Below are 15725 nucleotides of genomic sequence, written 5' to 3' on the forward strand. Positions count from 1 at the left end.
TAAGGATAAAGCATGAACCATATCTCGGAACTTGCCCAGCTGGGAACCTCGACCTGGCTTGATGATCTTTCTCGCGAGCGTCTCGTTTCCGGCAACCTCAAGGAAATCATTTCGACCAAGTCCATTGTGGGCGTGACCACCAACCCAGCGATTTTCGCTGCGGCGATGACCAATGGCACCGCTTACGACGCCGAGCTGGCAACGCTAAAGGAGTCAAAGGCCAGCGCCGATGAAGCGGTATACGCCCTTGCCATTGAAGACGTTCAAAATGCGTGTGACCTCTTTGCGGATATTTACTCCTCCACTGATGGGGCAGATGGCCGTGTATCCATTGAGGTCGATCCGCGAATTTCGGATGACCCTACCGCCACACTCGAACAGGCCCGTGAGCTGTGGTCGAAGGTCGATCGCCCTAATGTCATGATCAAGATTCCAGCCACCACCGGCTCCCTCCCAGCAATTGAGGATGCCTTGGCGGAAGGTATCAGTGTCAATGTCACCCTCATTTTCTCTGTGGAACGCTACCGCGCTGTCATCGAGTCCTTCCGTACCGGTCTCAAGCGTGCCGCCGAGTCCGGAAAGGACGTCGCAACTATCCACTCCGTAGCGTCCTTCTTCGTTTCCCGTTTGGATACCGAAGTAGACAAGCGCTTGGAGGCCATTGGCAGCGAGCAAGCTCTAGCACTGCGGGGCAAGGCGGGCGTCGCCAATGCACAGCGCGCCTATGCCCTCTTCCAGGACACTTTGCTTGACGACGCCGACTTGCCAGAAGGCTCCCACCTTCAGCGTCCATTGTGGGCTTCGACCGGTGTGAAAAATCCCGATTACCCAGCCACCTTGTACGTATCTGAGCTAGCCGGTCCGCATACGGTCAACACCATGCCGGAAAAGACCATCGATTCGGTTCTCGACCAAGGCAATCTTCACGGAGATGCCCTATCGGACAGCCGCGAGACGGCAGAAGGCGTCTTTGCCCAGCTAAACGAGGTTGGCATTGATTTCGACGATGTCTTTGCCGTGCTAGAGCGCGAGGGAGTAGAAAAGTTTGTTGCCGCTTGGAATGAACTACTTGCTTCCATCGAGGAACGACTCGCGTAAACTAGCCGTGTGACTTGTGCCCCGCCGAAGATTCGGCGGGGCATTCTGCCGCTAGAATATTAGCGAGCTAAAGGCCCATAAACTCAGGAAGGATTCTTCGTGACCGACTCAGCCGCTTGGGTCAACCCCTTGCGCAATGCCAGCGACAAGCGATTGCCGCGAATCGCAGGACCCGCGGGCATGGTCATCTTCGGCGTTACCGGTGACCTAGCATATAAAAAGCTTCTGCCCGCAATCTACGACCTAGCGAGCCGAGGTCTCTTGCCCGCTGGTTTTACCCTGGTGGGTTATGGTCGCCGTGACTGGGACAAGGTCGCATTTTGTGACTACGTTCGGTCAGCTGTAGTGGCGGGCTCGCGCACCGAATTTAATGAAGATGTCTGGCAGCACCTGTCGCAGGGCATCGAATTTGTCCAAGGTTCCTTCGATGATGCCGGCTTCGATCGCCTCTCCGCCCGCTTGGGCGAGCTAGACCGAGAGCGAGGAACCGGCAGCAACTGGGCATATTACCTTTCCGTTCCACCGGAGTTTTTCTCCAATATCTGCCACCAGCTGGAGCGGGTGGGCATGGCCAACTCCGTTGCAGACTCATGGCGCCGCGTCATCATTGAAAAGCCTTTCGGCCATGACCAGGAATCTGCACGCAAGCTCAATGAGATTGTCAACGCTGTCTTTCCTGAGTCCGCGGTGTTCCGCATCGACCACTATCTGGGCAAAGAAACGGTACAAAATATCTTGGCTTTGCGCTTTGCAAATCAGATTTTTGAGCCTATGTGGAATGCCCACTATATCGATCACGTCCAAATCACCATGGCTGAAGACATCGGCCTAGGCGGTCGCGCTGGCTACTATGATGGCATCGGCGCAGCTCGAGACGTCATCCAAAACCATCTTTTGCAGCTCTTGGCCCTCGTCGCGATGGAAGAACCGTCGTCCTTCGAGCCGGAAGAATTGCGGGCTGAAAAGGTAAAGGTCTTGCGCGCTACCCATGCCGTTCACCCTCTGAATAAGACCACTGCTCGCGGCCAATATTCCGCGGGGTGGCAAGGCTCCGAGTTTGTCAAGGGGTTGCGCGAGGAAGAAGGCTTCGATCCGGAATCCACAACGGAGACCTACGCTGCCTGTACCTTGGAAGTCAACTCCCGCCGCTGGGGAGGAGTACCTTTCTACCTGCGGACGGGCAAGCGCTTGGGCCGCAGAGTGACCGAGATTGCGCTAGTTTTCAAGGCGGCTCCTAACCAGCCATTCGTCGATGGTCAAACCGATGCGCTGGGCAGAAACGCGGTCGTTATCCGCGTGCAGCCGGATGAGGGTGTCACCATGCGCTTTGGTTCCAAGGTGCCCGGCTCCACTATGGAGGTGCGCGACGTCAATATGGACTTTGCCTACGCTGAGGCCTTTACCGAGGAATCCCCGGAGGCCTATGAGCGATTGATCTTGGATGCCCTCTTGGACGAGTCTTCGCTATTCCCCACCAATGAAGAGGTAGAACTTTCCTGGTCGATTTTGGACCCCATCATCGACTACTGGGCCGAAGCAGGACAGCCCGAGGAGTACCGCGCTGGCACCTGGGGACCAGAATCCGCCGATAAAATACTGCGTCGCCGGGGTCACTCCTGGCGCCGCCCATAGGAGGGACGCAGACAATGATTATTCCATTGCCCAATACCACTACGCGTGAAATCTCCAAGAAGTTAGTAGAGGCGCAAGAACATTACACCCTGACTACCGGCCGAGTGCTCACTCTAATCGTGGCGGCCCGTGAGGATGATGACCTTGAAAGCATTCTCGCTTCCGTGCGCGATGCCTCCCACGAGCACCCGTCACGTGTGTTGGTCGTAGTAACGGGAGACCCGCAGGTCGAAACCCACCTTGATGCGCAGCTACGCGTGGGCGGCGAAGCAGGTGCCTCCGAGATGGTCATCATGAAGTTGCACGGTGCTTTGGCAAACCAAGACGAAGCAGTAGTCACGCCGCTGCTACTACCTGATACCCCGCTGGTCGCTTGGTGGCCTACTCTGTGCCCACCGGACCCTGCCTCCAGCTCGGTGGGAAAGTTGGCGCAGCGCCGCATAACTAACGTTGCCTTTGACGGACGCGTGACCGGCGAAGATCTTCGCACCCTATCTGCCGGGTACACGCCGGGTGATTCCGATATGTCTTGGGCTGCCATCACCTTGTGGCGCGGTGTCGTTGCCTCCGCCTTGGACCGTCATCCCCACGAGCCGGTGAAGTCGGTAGAGGTAGCAGGTCCGGCCGGCCACCCAGCCCCGGATTTCGCCGCTGGATGGTTGCTCGACCGCCTGGCAGTTCCCGTACATCGCACAGTGGCCGACTCCGAGGAGGACCACTTCCCAGTGACTCATTTGCGGTTCAATCGGGAGACAACCCACGTAGACGTCGATGTCATTGACGAGCGCACGGTGCGTGTGTGTGTTCCGGGTTCGCCGGAATCCTTGGTGAGCCTCAATAAGCGCTCACAAGCTGAGGTGCTTTCTGAAGAACTGCGCCATTTGGATGCCGATAAAACCTATGCACAAGCGCTCCGTGCACTAGCCCAGGTAGACTACAGTAATCAGTAAACGGCTTTAATCTGAATCTTTGTAAAGGATAGCGATACGTAATGGTAACTCTTCACCGCGTGAGCGATGTGGATGACCTTATCTCCCAGGCCGCACTGAAATTCGTGGATACCGTAGCGCGTATCCAAGCATCGGGTGGCGGCCTCCACGACGATGGTGTCGCGCGTGTTGTCCTCACTGGCGGCGGAGCCGGAATTGGCGTTCTCCACGAGTTGGCCCGTTTGGATTTCGCCGCACAGCAGCAAGGTGAAAATTTTCCTGCTCAGCGCATCGATTGGTCGCGTGTTCACGTTTTCTTCGGCGACGAACGCAATGTACCCGTTTCCGACGCAGATTCTAATGAGGGCCAGGCGCGCAATGCGTTGCTCAACCACGTAGATATCCCAAACCAAAATATTCACGGTTTTGATCTGGGCGCGGTGTCTATGGAAGCAGCGGCAAGCGCATACGAACCAGAGTTGAAGGAATTTGCCCCTCATGGTTTCGACCTACACCTACTAGGCATGGGTGAGGAGGGCCATATTAATTCCTTGTTCCCGCATTCCTCCGCTATTCGGGAGCAAGAAGAACTAGCTGTTCCCGTCCACGATTCCCCAAAGCCGCCCAGCGAGCGCATTACCCTCACCCTTCCGGCGGTCAATAAATCCGATCGCATTTGGCTCCTTGTGGCCGGCGAAGCCAAGTCGGAAGCGGCCAAGCACGTGGTAGAGGGCGCTGCGGCCGAGGAATGGCCGGCAGCCGGCGTACACGGTAGGAAGGAAACCGTTCTCTTCCTTGCCGATGACGCTGCTTCCGAGATATAAGCAGGCAATCCGCAGTGTGCGTTCGGGCACATTGCTTTTAGCGCCTGACGCCAATCGAAAAGCGCCGGCACCGCTTCCCCACTTTCAGATCCCCTAGGAAAATTAGTGGTAGGAAGCTAGTGCCGGCGCTTTCGCTATCCTGGCTTTTCGCTTAAGCGAAGGCTTGGATCAGGTTTAGGCCCACAATGCAGGCCAGCCAGATGATAACCATCACCACGGTGTAGCGATCCAAGTTCTTTTCCACGACGGTCGAGCCGGAAAGGTTCGACTGCACGCCACCGCCGAAGAGGCTGGACAGGCCGCCGCCTTTACCTTTGTGCAGCAGCACGAAGATGGACATCAAAATAGCTGCGATGACCAAGATGATTTCCAGTGCCAAGACCATGAGGATAATCCTTATTTCTAACATGCGCCTTGTGGTTGACTCTTGCCACCCACTAGCGCGGAATCGTACTTTTAGGCTTTGCGTCCAGCAAAGCAGTCACACCGGCCCACTGTACACGATGGCGCGGGCCGGAACCATTCCAACCCGCGCCGAACGCGAACCTGTGACAGGTGATATCTCCTGTTAGTTCAGGGCATTAGCTGCGTTGGCAGCCAACTTGGCAAACTCTTCGCCCACCAGGGAGGCGCCACCGATGAGGCCGCCGTCTACGTCTGGCTTGCTGACGATCTCCGCAACGGAATCAACCTTGACGGAACCGCCGTAGAGAATACGAATGCCTTCCGCTACCTCGTCACCGGCGAGCTCTTTCACGAGCTCGCGGATGGCGGCACAAACCTCTTGTGCGTCGTCTGCGGAGGCTACCTTGCCGGTACCAATGGCCCAGACCGGCTCATAAGCAATGACGGTCTTGGCAAGCTGCTCAGCGCTAAGGCCAGCCAAAGAATTACGGGTCTGGTTAACCACGTAGTCCACGTGAGTACCGGCCTCGCGAACGGCCAGTGGCTCGCCTACGCACACGATGGGGCTAATGTCATTATCCAAGGCTGCGGCGGCCTTTTCTGCGACGAGCTTATCGGTCTCGCCATGATACTGACGGCGCTCCGAGTGTCCCACGACTACCCAGCTGCAGCCGAGCTTGGCTAGCATTTGACCAGATACCTCGCCGGTGAAGGCGCCAGACTCATGCTTAGAGATGTCCTGCGCGCCGTAGGTGATCTGCAACTTGTCGCCTTCTACCAGCGTCTGGATGGTGCGAATATCGGTAAACGGGACCATATAGGCCACGTCGACCTTTTCGTAGTAGTCCTTAGGCAGGGAGAACGCAAACTTTTGAACGGAACCGATAGCCTCGACGTGGTCGAGGTTCATCTTCCAGTTACCTGCGATAAGTGGCGTACGTGCCATGATTTTTCCTCTCTTTTAGCAAGTGACTCAGCAGATTTTAGGCTTCAAGGACGGAGACGCCCGGAAGCTCCTTGCCCTCTAGGTACTCAAGGGAGGCGCCGCCACCGGTGGAGATGTGGCTAAAGCCATCCTCGTCCAGGCCGAGCATGCGCACGGAGGCCGCGGAATCGCCGCCACCGACAACCGAGAAGGAGCCGTTGTTTTCGGTGGCGTCGATAATAGCCTGCGCGACGCCCGCAGTACCCTTGGAGAAGGCCTCCATTTCGAAGACACCCATCGGACCGTTCCAGAAGACGGTCTTGGAAGAAGCAAGCACCTCTGCGAAGTGCTCCACAGACTTTGGCCCGATGTCTAGGGACATCCAGCCCTCTGGGATGCCGTCGAGCTCGACAACCTGGTGTTCCGCATCCGCTGCGAACTTGCTTGCGGCAATGAGATCCACAGGAAGGACCAGCTTGTCACCGAAGCGTTCGAGCAGCTCCTTGCAGTTATCAATCTGGTCTTCTTGCAGGAGGGACTCCTGGACGTTGTAGCCCTTGGCGGCCAGAAGGGTGTAGCACATGCCGCCACCGATAATGACCTTGTCTGCCTTATCTGCTAACGCCTCAATTACGCCGAGCTTATCCGAGACCTTGGCGCCGCCAAGTACTACTACGTATGGGTGCTCCGGCTTCTGGGCCACGGTGGAAAGGACGGAGAGTTCCTTTTCTACGAGCTTGCCTGCGTAAGCCGGCAGGCGCTTTGCGACGTCATACACAGATGCCTGGGCACGGTGGACAACGCCAAAGCCATCGGAGACGAAAGCGCCATTATCGGCTGCCAAAGCAACGAGCTCATCAGCAAATGCGCCGCGCTCCGCTTCATCCTTGGAGGTCTCGCGAGAGTCGAAGCGGACATTTTCCACCAACATGACATCGCCATCGTTGAGCCCGTTCGCACGCTCATGAGCGTCCTCGCCGGTGACATCGCCGGCCAAGGCAACGTACTGGCCAAGAGCCTCGGACAGAGCTTCAGCGACTGGGGCCAAGGAGTACTTAGCGTTTACCTCTCCCTTGGGGCGGCCAAGGTGCGCGGACAGAATGACCTTAGCGCCGCCTTCCACCAAAGCCTTGATGGTGGGAAGAGAAGCGTTAATGCGACCCGGGTCAGTAATGTTTCCTTCTTCATCAAGGGGAACATTGAAATCAGAACGAACAAGGACGTGACGAGATTCGACGCCTTCCTTGAGAAGATCATCCAGAGTCTGGAAAGCCATTATTTTCTCCTTCTTAAATTCGGATTGTTCACAAGGCTGTAGATATAAGAATACCGACCGCGACACAATGCCGTTTAGGCTTGCATCGGGGCCGGACTCTCATTATTAAAGCTCTATTAAAGCTCTAAGTTTAGAGCTTGTCTGCCACCAGGCAAGTCATACGTACAAGCTGGGAGGTGTATCCCCACTCATTGTCGTACCAGCCCAGAACCTTAACGAGGTTGCCGTTGGAGACCTTGGTCATGCCGGAGTCAAAAATGCAGCCGTGCGGGGAGGTTACGATATCGGTGGAAACCAGCGGGTCCTCGGTATAAGCGAGGGTGTCCTTGAGCTCGCCTTCAGCAGCTTCCTTCAGGGCGGCGTTAATCTCTTCAACGGTTACGTCGCGGGAAGCGGTAAACGTCAGGTCGGTAGCAGAGCCGGTGATAACTGGAACACGCATGGCGTAGCCATCCAGCTTGCCTTCCAGCTCAGGCAGTACCAGGGAGACAGCCTTAGCTGCGCCGGTGGAGGTAGGCACCATATTTACAGCAGCGGCGCGGGCGCGGCGCGGATCCTTGTGCGGTGCGTCTTGGATGCGCTGGTCGCCGGTGTAGGCGTGGACGGTGGTCATCAAGCCCTTTTCGATGCCGAACTTGTCATTGAGGACCTTTGCCATCGGCGCCAGGCAGTTGGTGGTGCAGGATGCTGCGGAAATAACATTGTGGTTTGCCGGATCGTAGGTGTCAGAGTTAACGCCATAGACGAAGGTTGCGTCTACTTCCTTGCCCGGAGCAGAGATGATGACCTTCTTAGCACCAGCCTCGAGGTGAGCCTTGGCGTCATTGCCATTGGTGAAACGGCCGGTGGACTCGATCACGAGGTCTACGTCGTATTCGCCCCACTTGAGCTGCTTCGGGTCCTTCTCCGCGGTGACCACGATGCGGTGACCATTAACCGTAATGGATTCATCATCATGGGTAATCTCGCCATCGAAGCGGCCCAGTACGGAGTCGTACTTGAGCAGGTTAGCCAACGTACCGTTATCGGTCAGGTCGTTTACTGCAACAACTTCGAGGTTGTTGTCGCCCTGAGCGACTGCACGGAAAAAGTTGCGGCCGATACGGCCAAAGCCATTGATACCTACGCGGATAGTCACTGTATTTCTCCTCAAAGAGTCGAGTAAATGTGCGTATGGGTATGTGCGCGGGCCCTTCGATATATTCGGTGCTTGAGAAGCGCCCGAGCGTTTTCCCTTACAGTGCCGATACTACCGAGCGTTTTTTAACAGTGCAGTGCCCTAGCAGCCTTGAGAACTATCGGATGACAGATTATCCAAAAGAGCGTACACTTTGCCGATCCTTTTTATTTCTCCGCCATAAACCCGCTGGATACGCCCGAACGCGTGGGTTTATGTGGCCTTGACGCTGTTAACGTGAAATATATCACTGTATAGCTTCCAGGGTTACGCCCGCCTCTGTCCGGTCGGACATTTCCGAGCCTCAGTCCTGATGGCAATCAAGTCGACCGAATTGTTTTCGCCTCGACCATCACACGATATGCTTTCAATACTCACTGGCTCACATTCGCGTTTCAGTCCACTACATCTGTTCCAGCGCAATCGTTGGTCACCGTGAGAATGCTTCAGGTGCTCGTTATTCTTCAACGGGCAGGACCACCGTAGAACCCAAGGACGTCTCTTGTTCGAAATTAATACCTCTGCTGTGGGTGACAGCCTCGGGCTTACCGCCCTGGTGGCGATTCTCCCTCTCATCGCATTCTTTATCATGCTGCTCGGCGTCAAAGCGCGCGCACACACTTCTGGCGCCGTCGCCCTCGCAGTATCCCTTCTTATCGCCATCGTCGGCTTTTCTATGCCGGTAGATATGGCCTTTTCCTCCGCCGTGCGCGGCGGCCTTTTCGGACTACTTCCCATTGTCTGGGTAATCATTACCGCAATCTGGTTTTATGAAATCACCGTCGCTTCAGAACGCTTCGAGGACCTTCGTAAAACCTTCGACCTTCTAGGCGATGGCGATATTCGCATCCAAGCAATTCTTATCGCCTTTTGCTTTGGCGGCTTGCTAGAGGCCCTCGCCGGCTTCGGCGCACCCGTAGCCATTACCGCGACCATGATTATGGCACTCGGTGTAAAGCCCCTACGCGCAGCAATCGTAGTGCTCATTGCTAATACGGCCCCGGTTGCTTTCGGCGCGGTGGGCATCCCAGTGACCACCGCTGGCGAGGTCGCTGGACGCAGCGCTGAACAAACCCATGATATTGCCGCACTTATCTCTTTGCAGGTGCTCATCATCGCCGCCGTCGTGCCTTTCTTGATCGCCTTTATTTTGGACGGTGTCCGCGGCGTCAAGGAAACTGCGCCGGCAGCCGCAGTGATTGGCGTTTCCTTTGCCTTGGCACAGTGGCTGGCCGCAACGTTCTTTGCTTACCAGCTCACCAATGTTATCGCCTGCATCGTTTCCCTGGGCTGTGCCTTTGCCTTCCTCCGAGTGTGGAAGCCTAAGGGTGTTAAGGAGCTGCGCGAGCGCCTCGAGCTGCCCGCCGCTGAGTCGACCACTGACCTGAATGGTCGCCGCATTTGGATGGCGCTACTTCCCTACGCTGTAGTAACTATTGTTTTTGCTGTTGCTACTGCGGCCCCAGCCATCTTTGGTTTCCTCAAGCTCCACTTTGCTTGGCCTTTGCTGGATGACGCGATTATCGACGCCGACGGCAACCTTATGGACACTAGCTTCAGCTTCAATGTCTTTGGTAACCCAGGTACGCTCCTGCTGCTCTCGGGCATTATCGTTGCGGTTGTCTACCACTTCTTTAATGAAAATGGCCGCTACAGTCTCAGCTTCGGGCAGCCGGTCAGCGCTTTTGGGGACGTCGCCAGCCGCATGAAGTTCTCGGCCCTCACCATCATTCTGGTGCTGGCATTGGCTTATACGATGAACTACTCCGGCCAAACGATTGCTATTGGTGAGTTCGTCTCTTCTGCGGGCGGCATCTTCGCACTCTTCGCTCCGGTACTGGGCTGGATTGGTACAGCGGTCACCGGCTCCGATACCTCCGCCAATGCCCTCTTCGCCAACCTGCAGGTAGCAGCGGCCGAGCGTATCAGCGTGAACCCGGACCTCATGCTGGCCGCTAATACCGCAGGCGGCGTTGTGGGCAAGATGATCTCCCCGCAGTCCCTCGCTATTGCGGCCACCGCTGTAAAGATGGAAGGCAAGGAGTCTGTCATCCTGAAAAACGTAGTGGGCTACTCCGTGGTCTTCTTGGCCGTTGTGTGCATCATCGTATTCTTGATGACCAACGCCCTAGGATTCCTCGTTCCCTAGGCATCTAGCTCTCCCTGGCTAGCTGGTTTCCCCACCAGCTAGCTATCACAGAGAAAACTCCCCACAGTGACGGCTACCGCTCAGGTATCCGCGCTGCGGGGAGTTGTGTATGTGCCGGTGATTGCGGCGTTTAGGACTCTTTGAAGAGGTCGTCGGTGATCGCTTGGTTAGTATCGGGGATATCAAGCTCTTCCGCTCGCTTATCGGCCATAGAAAGCAAGCGGCGAATACGCCCGGCTACCGCATCTTTAGTCATGGGAGGCTCAGCCAAGCGGCCCAATTCTTCCAGCGAGGCCTCACGGTGCTGCACGCGCAGGCGTCCTGCATCAGCAAGGTGCTCGGGGACGTCATCACCAAGGATCTCCATCGCTCGGTCAACGCGGGCCGCCGCGGTGACTGCAGCACGAGCCGAGCGACGGAGATTTGCATCATCGAAATTGTCCAAGCGCCGGGACGTATCGTGCGCCTCTCGCTTGACGCGCTTCTTTTCCCAGCTTAATCGCGTTTCTTGCGCGCCCATACGGGTCAACAGTGCCCCAATGGCATCGCCATCGCGGACAACGACGCGGTCTTCCCCGCGGGTCTCCTTAGTTTTGGCAGAAATGCCCAAGCGGCGGGCGCAACCCACTAGGGCCAATGCCGCCTCCTGGCACGGGCACGTAACTTCAAGCGCAGAAGAACGACCCGGCTCCGTGAGGCTGCCATGGGCTAGGAAGGCTCCGCGCCACGCTGCTTCGCTATCAGCGACGGTGCCGGAAATAACCTGCGGAGGAAGCCCCACTACCGCATGGCCGGAGCGGGTAATAAGGCCGAGACGGCGCGTAAGTTCCTTCGCCCCGGTGGAAATGCGCACCGTAACTCGGGATTTCTTCGTGGTTCCTGCTGGGCCCGCTACGTGACTATCAGCGGAAATCCCATAAAGCTCATCGAGTGCAGCGATCACGCGCCGCGCAATAGCGTGGCTTTCTAATTCCAACTCATAGGCCATGTTGTCGCCGGAAATATCTAGCTCGCCGGCGAATCGCAGCATCGCGGCTAGTTCGGCAGCGCGAGCGGACTGGCGTGGCACAACGACAGCCGTCAATTCTTCTTTGACCTGGTCGGTCAATGGTGTGGTCACCTAGTTCGCCCCATTTCTTTTCTCACAGTCACAAGATATACACACAGGCCAGAGCCGTTAAGCAAGGCCCGGTGCGGTGAAAGGATTTCTGCCATCATACCGCGCGCGCTCAGGCACCGCGCAGTCGGCCGAACCCGAACGACCCGAGCGATAGGACTTTGCCGAGATGTATCAGCTCCGGTTGGGATCGCCAGTGTTGCGATAGTCCGAATATAGGTCGAGGAGTGCCGCAGACAGCTTCTCCGGATCGTGTTTATTGATGCTCCGGCCATTGTCATCAACTTCGCTCACATCCGCGAACGTGGCACGGGCACCAAGGGACTGGGCGGCGCGCTGGATATACACGCGCTCACTATCAGTAGGCAAAGCCGCCCCGTCCACCAGAATGCGATCAATGCGCAAATCCGGAGCGTGCTGAGAAAGCACATGCAAATGGCGCTCTGCGGAAAAACCATGCGTTTCGCCCGGCTCGGCGGAAAGGTTTAAAACAACTACGCGCAGCGCATCAGACGCAGAAATGGCTTCCACGACCTCAGGCACGAGAGTATGTGGCAATACCGAACTAAACCAAGAACCCGGGCCAATAGTAATTAGGTCCGCGCGCTCAATGGCATCGAGGACATCCGGATTTGCTTTGGGGTTTTCCGGCACGATGCGCACACGCCGGACTTGCCCCGGTGTGGAGGCAACCGCGACCTGCCCCCGGACTTGGCGCATGAAACGGGGGTCGTCGTCAAGCCCGGCTACTTCCGCCTCAATCTCTAAGGCTTGGTTGACCACAGGGAATACCCGGCCCTGGGAATTAGTAAGCTCTGCGATGGTATCTAACGCGGCCTGGTAATCACCGAGCACCTCGGTCAACCCTGCAATCATTAGATTGCCCACCGCATGCCCCGCCATTGCACCGGTGCCTCTAAAACGGTGCTGCAAGGTACGCGCCCAGAGGTCACCCACCGGATCACTATTAGCCAACGCAGCTAGCGCCATGCGCAGATCTCCAGGCGGGATTATTTCTAGCTCGCGGCGCAATCGGCCGGAGGAGCCACCATCATCTGCAACAGTAACAATGGCGGAAATGTCGCCTGCTCCGCTCAATCGGGCGGACAAAAGAGTCTGATAAAGTCCATGGCCGCCTCCTAGGCAGACCATGTGTGAAGGATTGGTCATAAAAGCGTTAAAACTCCTGCGCTCTAGCCTCGAGCAATATCCCTGTGCAAGGTGCTGACGTCCAAAATGTCATTGTCCCGCAACCGTGCCGCAATAGCCTCTGCTACGGCAACGGAGCGGTGATGGCCACCCGTACAGCCCACGCCTAAAGTTATGAAATTCTTCCCTTCGTGCCGGTAACCATCCAGCATGGTGGAAAACATCCTTATGAAATTATCCACGAATTCCTGTGCCGCTGGCTGTGAGAGCACATACTGAGCAACCGGCTCATCCGTGCCACGGTATCTACGCAGCTCTGGTACCCAATAGGGATTGGGTAGGAAACGCACATCAACCACCAAGTCTGCATCGCGGGGTGAACCATTTTTAAAACCAAAGGATTCAACGGTCACATGCTGCTTTTCATTTTGCATCTCACCAAACGCCGCCTCAATAGCACGCCGGAGATCATGAATGGATAGGTTGGTGGTGTCAATAATGATGTCTGCATGAGCTCGCACGTCTGCTACTGCTTGACGCTCGCGTTGAATGCCTACCTTGAGGGTGTCGCCCTCCTGCAATGGGTGGGTGCGCCGTACTGAATCAAAACGACGAATGAGCACATCATCACGCGCATCCAAAAAGAGCACAGTGGGCTTCATATGCAATTCTGTGAGCTCTTCCATAATCTCTAGCAGAGACCCTGGAAACATGCGCGAGCGCACATCCGTTACGGCAGCAACCTTGCCCACCGGAGTTTCTTCCTGGTTGCACAGCTTAAGCAGATCCACAATGGCGCGAGGCGGAATATTATGGGCCACATAGTAGCCCTTATCCTCAAATACTTTGGCAGCGGAACTCAACCCGCCGCCGGACATGCCGGTTATCAAAATGGGTGGAGTTTCGAAATGCGTCATGCCCCTCAGTCTAGCGCTTTAAGATTCGCCGCTCCTAGGAGAATGCCCCTTATTTACCCGTAGAATCGTGCAAATTCTCGTACACGGTCTGGGCTAGCTTTGGCCCAAAGCCATCTACCTCACAGATCTCTTCCACCGTGGCGGCCTTGAGCTTTTTCACCGAGCCAAAATACTTCACCAGATCGGTGCGCCGCTGCGGACCTAGGCCCGGAACGGAGTCGAGTACTGAAGAGCGCATTCGCTTAGAGCGCTGTTGCCGATGATAAGTGATGGCAAAGCGGTGCGCTTCATCGCGAATTTGCTGCAGGAGAAAAAGAGCTTGCGAGTTTCGCGGCAAAATGACCGGCTCATCATCACCGGGAACCCAAATTTCCTCGAGGCGCTTGGCCAGGCCCACCAAGGTCACATCCACAATGCCCAACTCATCGAATACCTCTTGAGCTGCGGCAACCTGGGGTGCGCCGCCATCCACAATGAAAAGCTGCGGTGGATACGCAAAGCGTCGGCCTGCCTCGGCAGATTCTTCCGCCACTTTTTCTTCCGCGAAAGAAGACTCTTCTACTTCCTCATCCGGTTGGGCCAGCTTGTCTTCCTTATAACGCTTAAACCGACGGCGAGTGACTTCTGCGATAGATCCGACGTCATCAGAGCGGCCATCGCCCGCTGCCTCTTTAATGCGGTAGCGCCTATAGTCCGACTTTTTGGGCAAGCCATCTTCAAAAACCACCAAAGAAGCAACCACATCTGTGCCCTGAATATGGGAGATATCGGTACATTCGATGCGCAATGGGGCTTGCTCCATGCCCAAAGCCTCTTGAATATCTTGCAAAGCCGCCGACCGGGCGGTGAGGTCTCCCACCCGCTTGAGCTTGTGCTGGCGCAACTGCTCCTTGGCGTTTTTCTCCACCGTGGCCATGAGCTGTTTTTTATCGCCGCGCTGGGGAACGCGCAGGTCCACCTGGGCACCGCGCAGTTCCTCTAAGAGGGCGACGACCTGATCGGGTTCATCCGGCAGGGCCTGCACCAAAATTTGGCGTGGGATGACTTGGACACGGCGGGACTTCATGTGCGATTCCTGGTCCACCCCGCGCCGTTTTACGTCCGCAGCAAGCGCGGCGTCCTCGCGCGCCTCCTGCTTCTCGCGCTCCACTGCATCCGAATAAAACTGGATGAGGAAATTTTGTACCAATGCCGGCAGCGCGGGATCAGGCTGGCCTTCTTCCAAGGGCTCAGAGCTAGCTTGGTCACCGGCGCGTTCTACTACCCACCCGCGCTGCCCGCGAATGCGTCCGTCACGCACATGGAAAATCTGTACCGCTGCTTCGAGTTCATCCGAGTTAAAAGCAATGAGATCGGCATCTGTACCGTCGGTGAAGACCACGGCCTGTTGCTCCATGAGCTTGTCAATAGCGCCCAAGTCATCGCGCAGGCGTGCGGCGCGTTCGAACTCTAGATTCTCGGCGGCCTGCTCCATGTCATGGGTGAGTTTGCGGCGGACTGCACCGGTGTTTCCATTCATGAATGAAACGAGTTCATTGACGGTATCCCGGTGTTCTTCCTTGCTTACCCGGCCGATGCAGGGCGCATCGCATTTGCCGATATAGCCCAATAGACACGGTCGCCCAAGGCGCTCGTGCCTGTTATAAACGCCCTTGGAACAGGTGCGCATGGGAAAGACGCGGGTGAGCAGGTCTAGGCTTTCACGCACGGCCCAAGCATGGGAATACGGGCCGAAGTAGCGCACGCCTTTGCGGCGAGGGCCGCGGTAGAAAAAGGCGCGAGGAACTGTTTCTCCGACCGAAACCGCGAGCATAGGATAGGTTTTATCGTCGCGGTACATGACGTTGAAGTGGGGATCAAAGCGCTTGATCCACGTGTACTCCAACTGCAAGGCTTCTACCTCGCTGGCCACTACCGTCCATTCCACGGAATTGGCCGTGAGCACCATTTGGCGTGTGCGCGGGTGCAGCTGAGTAATGTCCTGAAAATAGTTCGATAGTCTCGCGCGCAGATTCTTGGCTTTGCCCACGTAGATTACGCGGCGGTTTTCATCGCGGAACTTATAGACGCCCGGGTCAGTGGGAATGGTTCCCGGAGCCGGGCGGTAGGTAGTGGGGTCAGCCAATT

13 protein-coding genes are annotated in these 15725 nt (G+C 56.5%); 5 read left to right on the forward strand and 8 right to left on the reverse strand.

All coding sequences use genetic code 11. The features are described from left to right. The first annotated feature begins 12 nt into the window (after window positions 1-12). From tal to pgl, 4 genes are all read left to right on the forward strand, one after another. A complete protein-coding gene (gene tal, locus ACP8J1_RS06255; RefSeq protein ID WP_023021502.1) occupies window positions 13-1098 on the forward strand; it encodes a transaldolase in 1086 nt (361 codons plus the stop codon). Between the two features lie 99 nt (window positions 1099-1197). Further along, entirely contained in the window at window positions 1198-2730 is a 1533-nt protein-coding gene (zwf, locus tag ACP8J1_RS06260; RefSeq protein ID WP_023021501.1) for a glucose-6-phosphate dehydrogenase, read from the forward strand. Between the two features lie 14 nt (window positions 2731-2744). Next, window positions 2745-3680, forward strand: a complete 936-nt coding sequence (locus ACP8J1_RS06265; RefSeq protein WP_023021500.1) for a glucose-6-phosphate dehydrogenase assembly protein OpcA — start codon at window positions 2745-2747, stop codon at window positions 3678-3680. 41 nt (window positions 3681-3721) lie between these two features. Further along, complete coding sequence (pgl, locus tag ACP8J1_RS06270; RefSeq protein ID WP_023021499.1) at window positions 3722-4483, forward strand: 6-phosphogluconolactonase; 762 nt, start codon at window positions 3722-3724, stop codon at window positions 4481-4483. A gap of 151 nt (window positions 4484-4634) precedes the next feature. Here pgl and secG read toward each other — a convergent pair whose 3' ends face one another. From secG to gap, 4 genes are all read right to left on the reverse strand, one after another. Further along, the gene (gene secG, locus ACP8J1_RS06275) at window positions 4635-4868 is read right to left on the reverse strand and encodes a preprotein translocase subunit SecG (RefSeq protein ID WP_005324856.1); all 234 of its coding nucleotides are present in this window, start codon (window positions 4866-4868) and stop codon (window positions 4635-4637) included. A 183-nt stretch (window positions 4869-5051) separates the two neighbouring features. Then, a complete protein-coding gene (gene tpiA, locus ACP8J1_RS06280) occupies window positions 5052-5834 on the reverse strand; it encodes a triose-phosphate isomerase (RefSeq protein ID WP_023021498.1) in 783 nt (260 codons plus the stop codon). 37 nt (window positions 5835-5871) lie between these two features. Beyond that, complete coding sequence (locus ACP8J1_RS06285; protein WP_023021497.1) at window positions 5872-7089, reverse strand: phosphoglycerate kinase; 1218 nt, start codon at window positions 7087-7089, stop codon at window positions 5872-5874. A gap of 130 nt (window positions 7090-7219) precedes the next feature. Next, complete coding sequence (gap, locus tag ACP8J1_RS06290) at window positions 7220-8227, reverse strand: type I glyceraldehyde-3-phosphate dehydrogenase (RefSeq protein ID WP_023021496.1); 1008 nt, start codon at window positions 8225-8227, stop codon at window positions 7220-7222. A gap of 541 nt (window positions 8228-8768) precedes the next feature. On the opposite strand from gap, the gene ACP8J1_RS06295 reads away from it, so the two are divergent. Next, a complete protein-coding gene (locus ACP8J1_RS06295; protein WP_023027856.1) occupies window positions 8769-10415 on the forward strand; it encodes an L-lactate permease in 1647 nt (548 codons plus the stop codon). Between the two features lie 130 nt (window positions 10416-10545). Here ACP8J1_RS06295 and whiA read toward each other — a convergent pair whose 3' ends face one another. The 4 genes from whiA to uvrC all read right to left on the reverse strand — a co-directional run bounded on the left by whiA (window position 10546) and on the right by uvrC (window position 15723). Beyond that, window positions 10546-11535: a DNA-binding protein WhiA gene (whiA, locus tag ACP8J1_RS06300; protein ID WP_023021494.1), complete on the reverse strand. Its 990-nt coding sequence runs from the start codon at window positions 11533-11535 to the stop codon at window positions 10546-10548. 171 nt (window positions 11536-11706) lie between these two features. After that, the gene (locus tag ACP8J1_RS06305; RefSeq protein WP_023021493.1) at window positions 11707-12702 is read right to left on the reverse strand and encodes a gluconeogenesis factor YvcK family protein; all 996 of its coding nucleotides are present in this window, start codon (window positions 12700-12702) and stop codon (window positions 11707-11709) included. A gap of 23 nt (window positions 12703-12725) precedes the next feature. Beyond that, on the reverse strand, window positions 12726-13607 hold the full coding sequence (rapZ, locus tag ACP8J1_RS06310) for an RNase adapter RapZ (RefSeq protein WP_198010471.1): 882 nt from the start codon (window positions 13605-13607) through the stop codon (window positions 12726-12728). 40 nt (window positions 13608-13647) lie between these two features. After that, on the reverse strand, window positions 13648-15723 hold the full coding sequence (uvrC, locus tag ACP8J1_RS06315) for an excinuclease ABC subunit UvrC (RefSeq protein WP_023021491.1): 2076 nt from the start codon (window positions 15721-15723) through the stop codon (window positions 13648-13650). Between the last annotated feature and the right edge of the window lie 2 nt (window positions 15724-15725).

It is taken from the genome of Corynebacterium sp. LaCa_205 (genome assembly GCF_057458085.1).

What these genes read in the sequence shown, in the direction of transcription:
- ACP8J1_RS06285 (WP_023021497.1), bottom strand. Translation starts at nt 7,089, where the DNA reads ATGGCTTTCCAGACTCTGGATGATCTTCTCAAGGAAGGCGTCGAATCT.
- pgl (WP_023021499.1), top strand. Translation starts at nt 3,722, where the DNA reads ATGGTAACTCTTCACCGCGTGAGCGATGTGGATGACCTTATCTCCCAG.
- tal (WP_023021502.1), top strand. Translation starts at nt 13, where the DNA reads ATGAACCATATCTCGGAACTTGCCCAGCTGGGAACCTCGACCTGGCTT.
- tpiA (WP_023021498.1), bottom strand. Translation starts at nt 5,834, where the DNA reads ATGGCACGTACGCCACTTATCGCAGGTAACTGGAAGATGAACCTCGAC.
- ACP8J1_RS06265 (WP_023021500.1), top strand. Translation starts at nt 2,745, where the DNA reads ATGATTATTCCATTGCCCAATACCACTACGCGTGAAATCTCCAAGAAG.
- ACP8J1_RS06305 (WP_023021493.1), bottom strand. Translation starts at nt 12,702, where the DNA reads ATGACCAATCCTTCACACATGGTCTGCCTAGGAGGCGGCCATGGACTT.
- secG (WP_005324856.1), bottom strand. Translation starts at nt 4,868, where the DNA reads ATGGTCTTGGCACTGGAAATCATCTTGGTCATCGCAGCTATTTTGATG.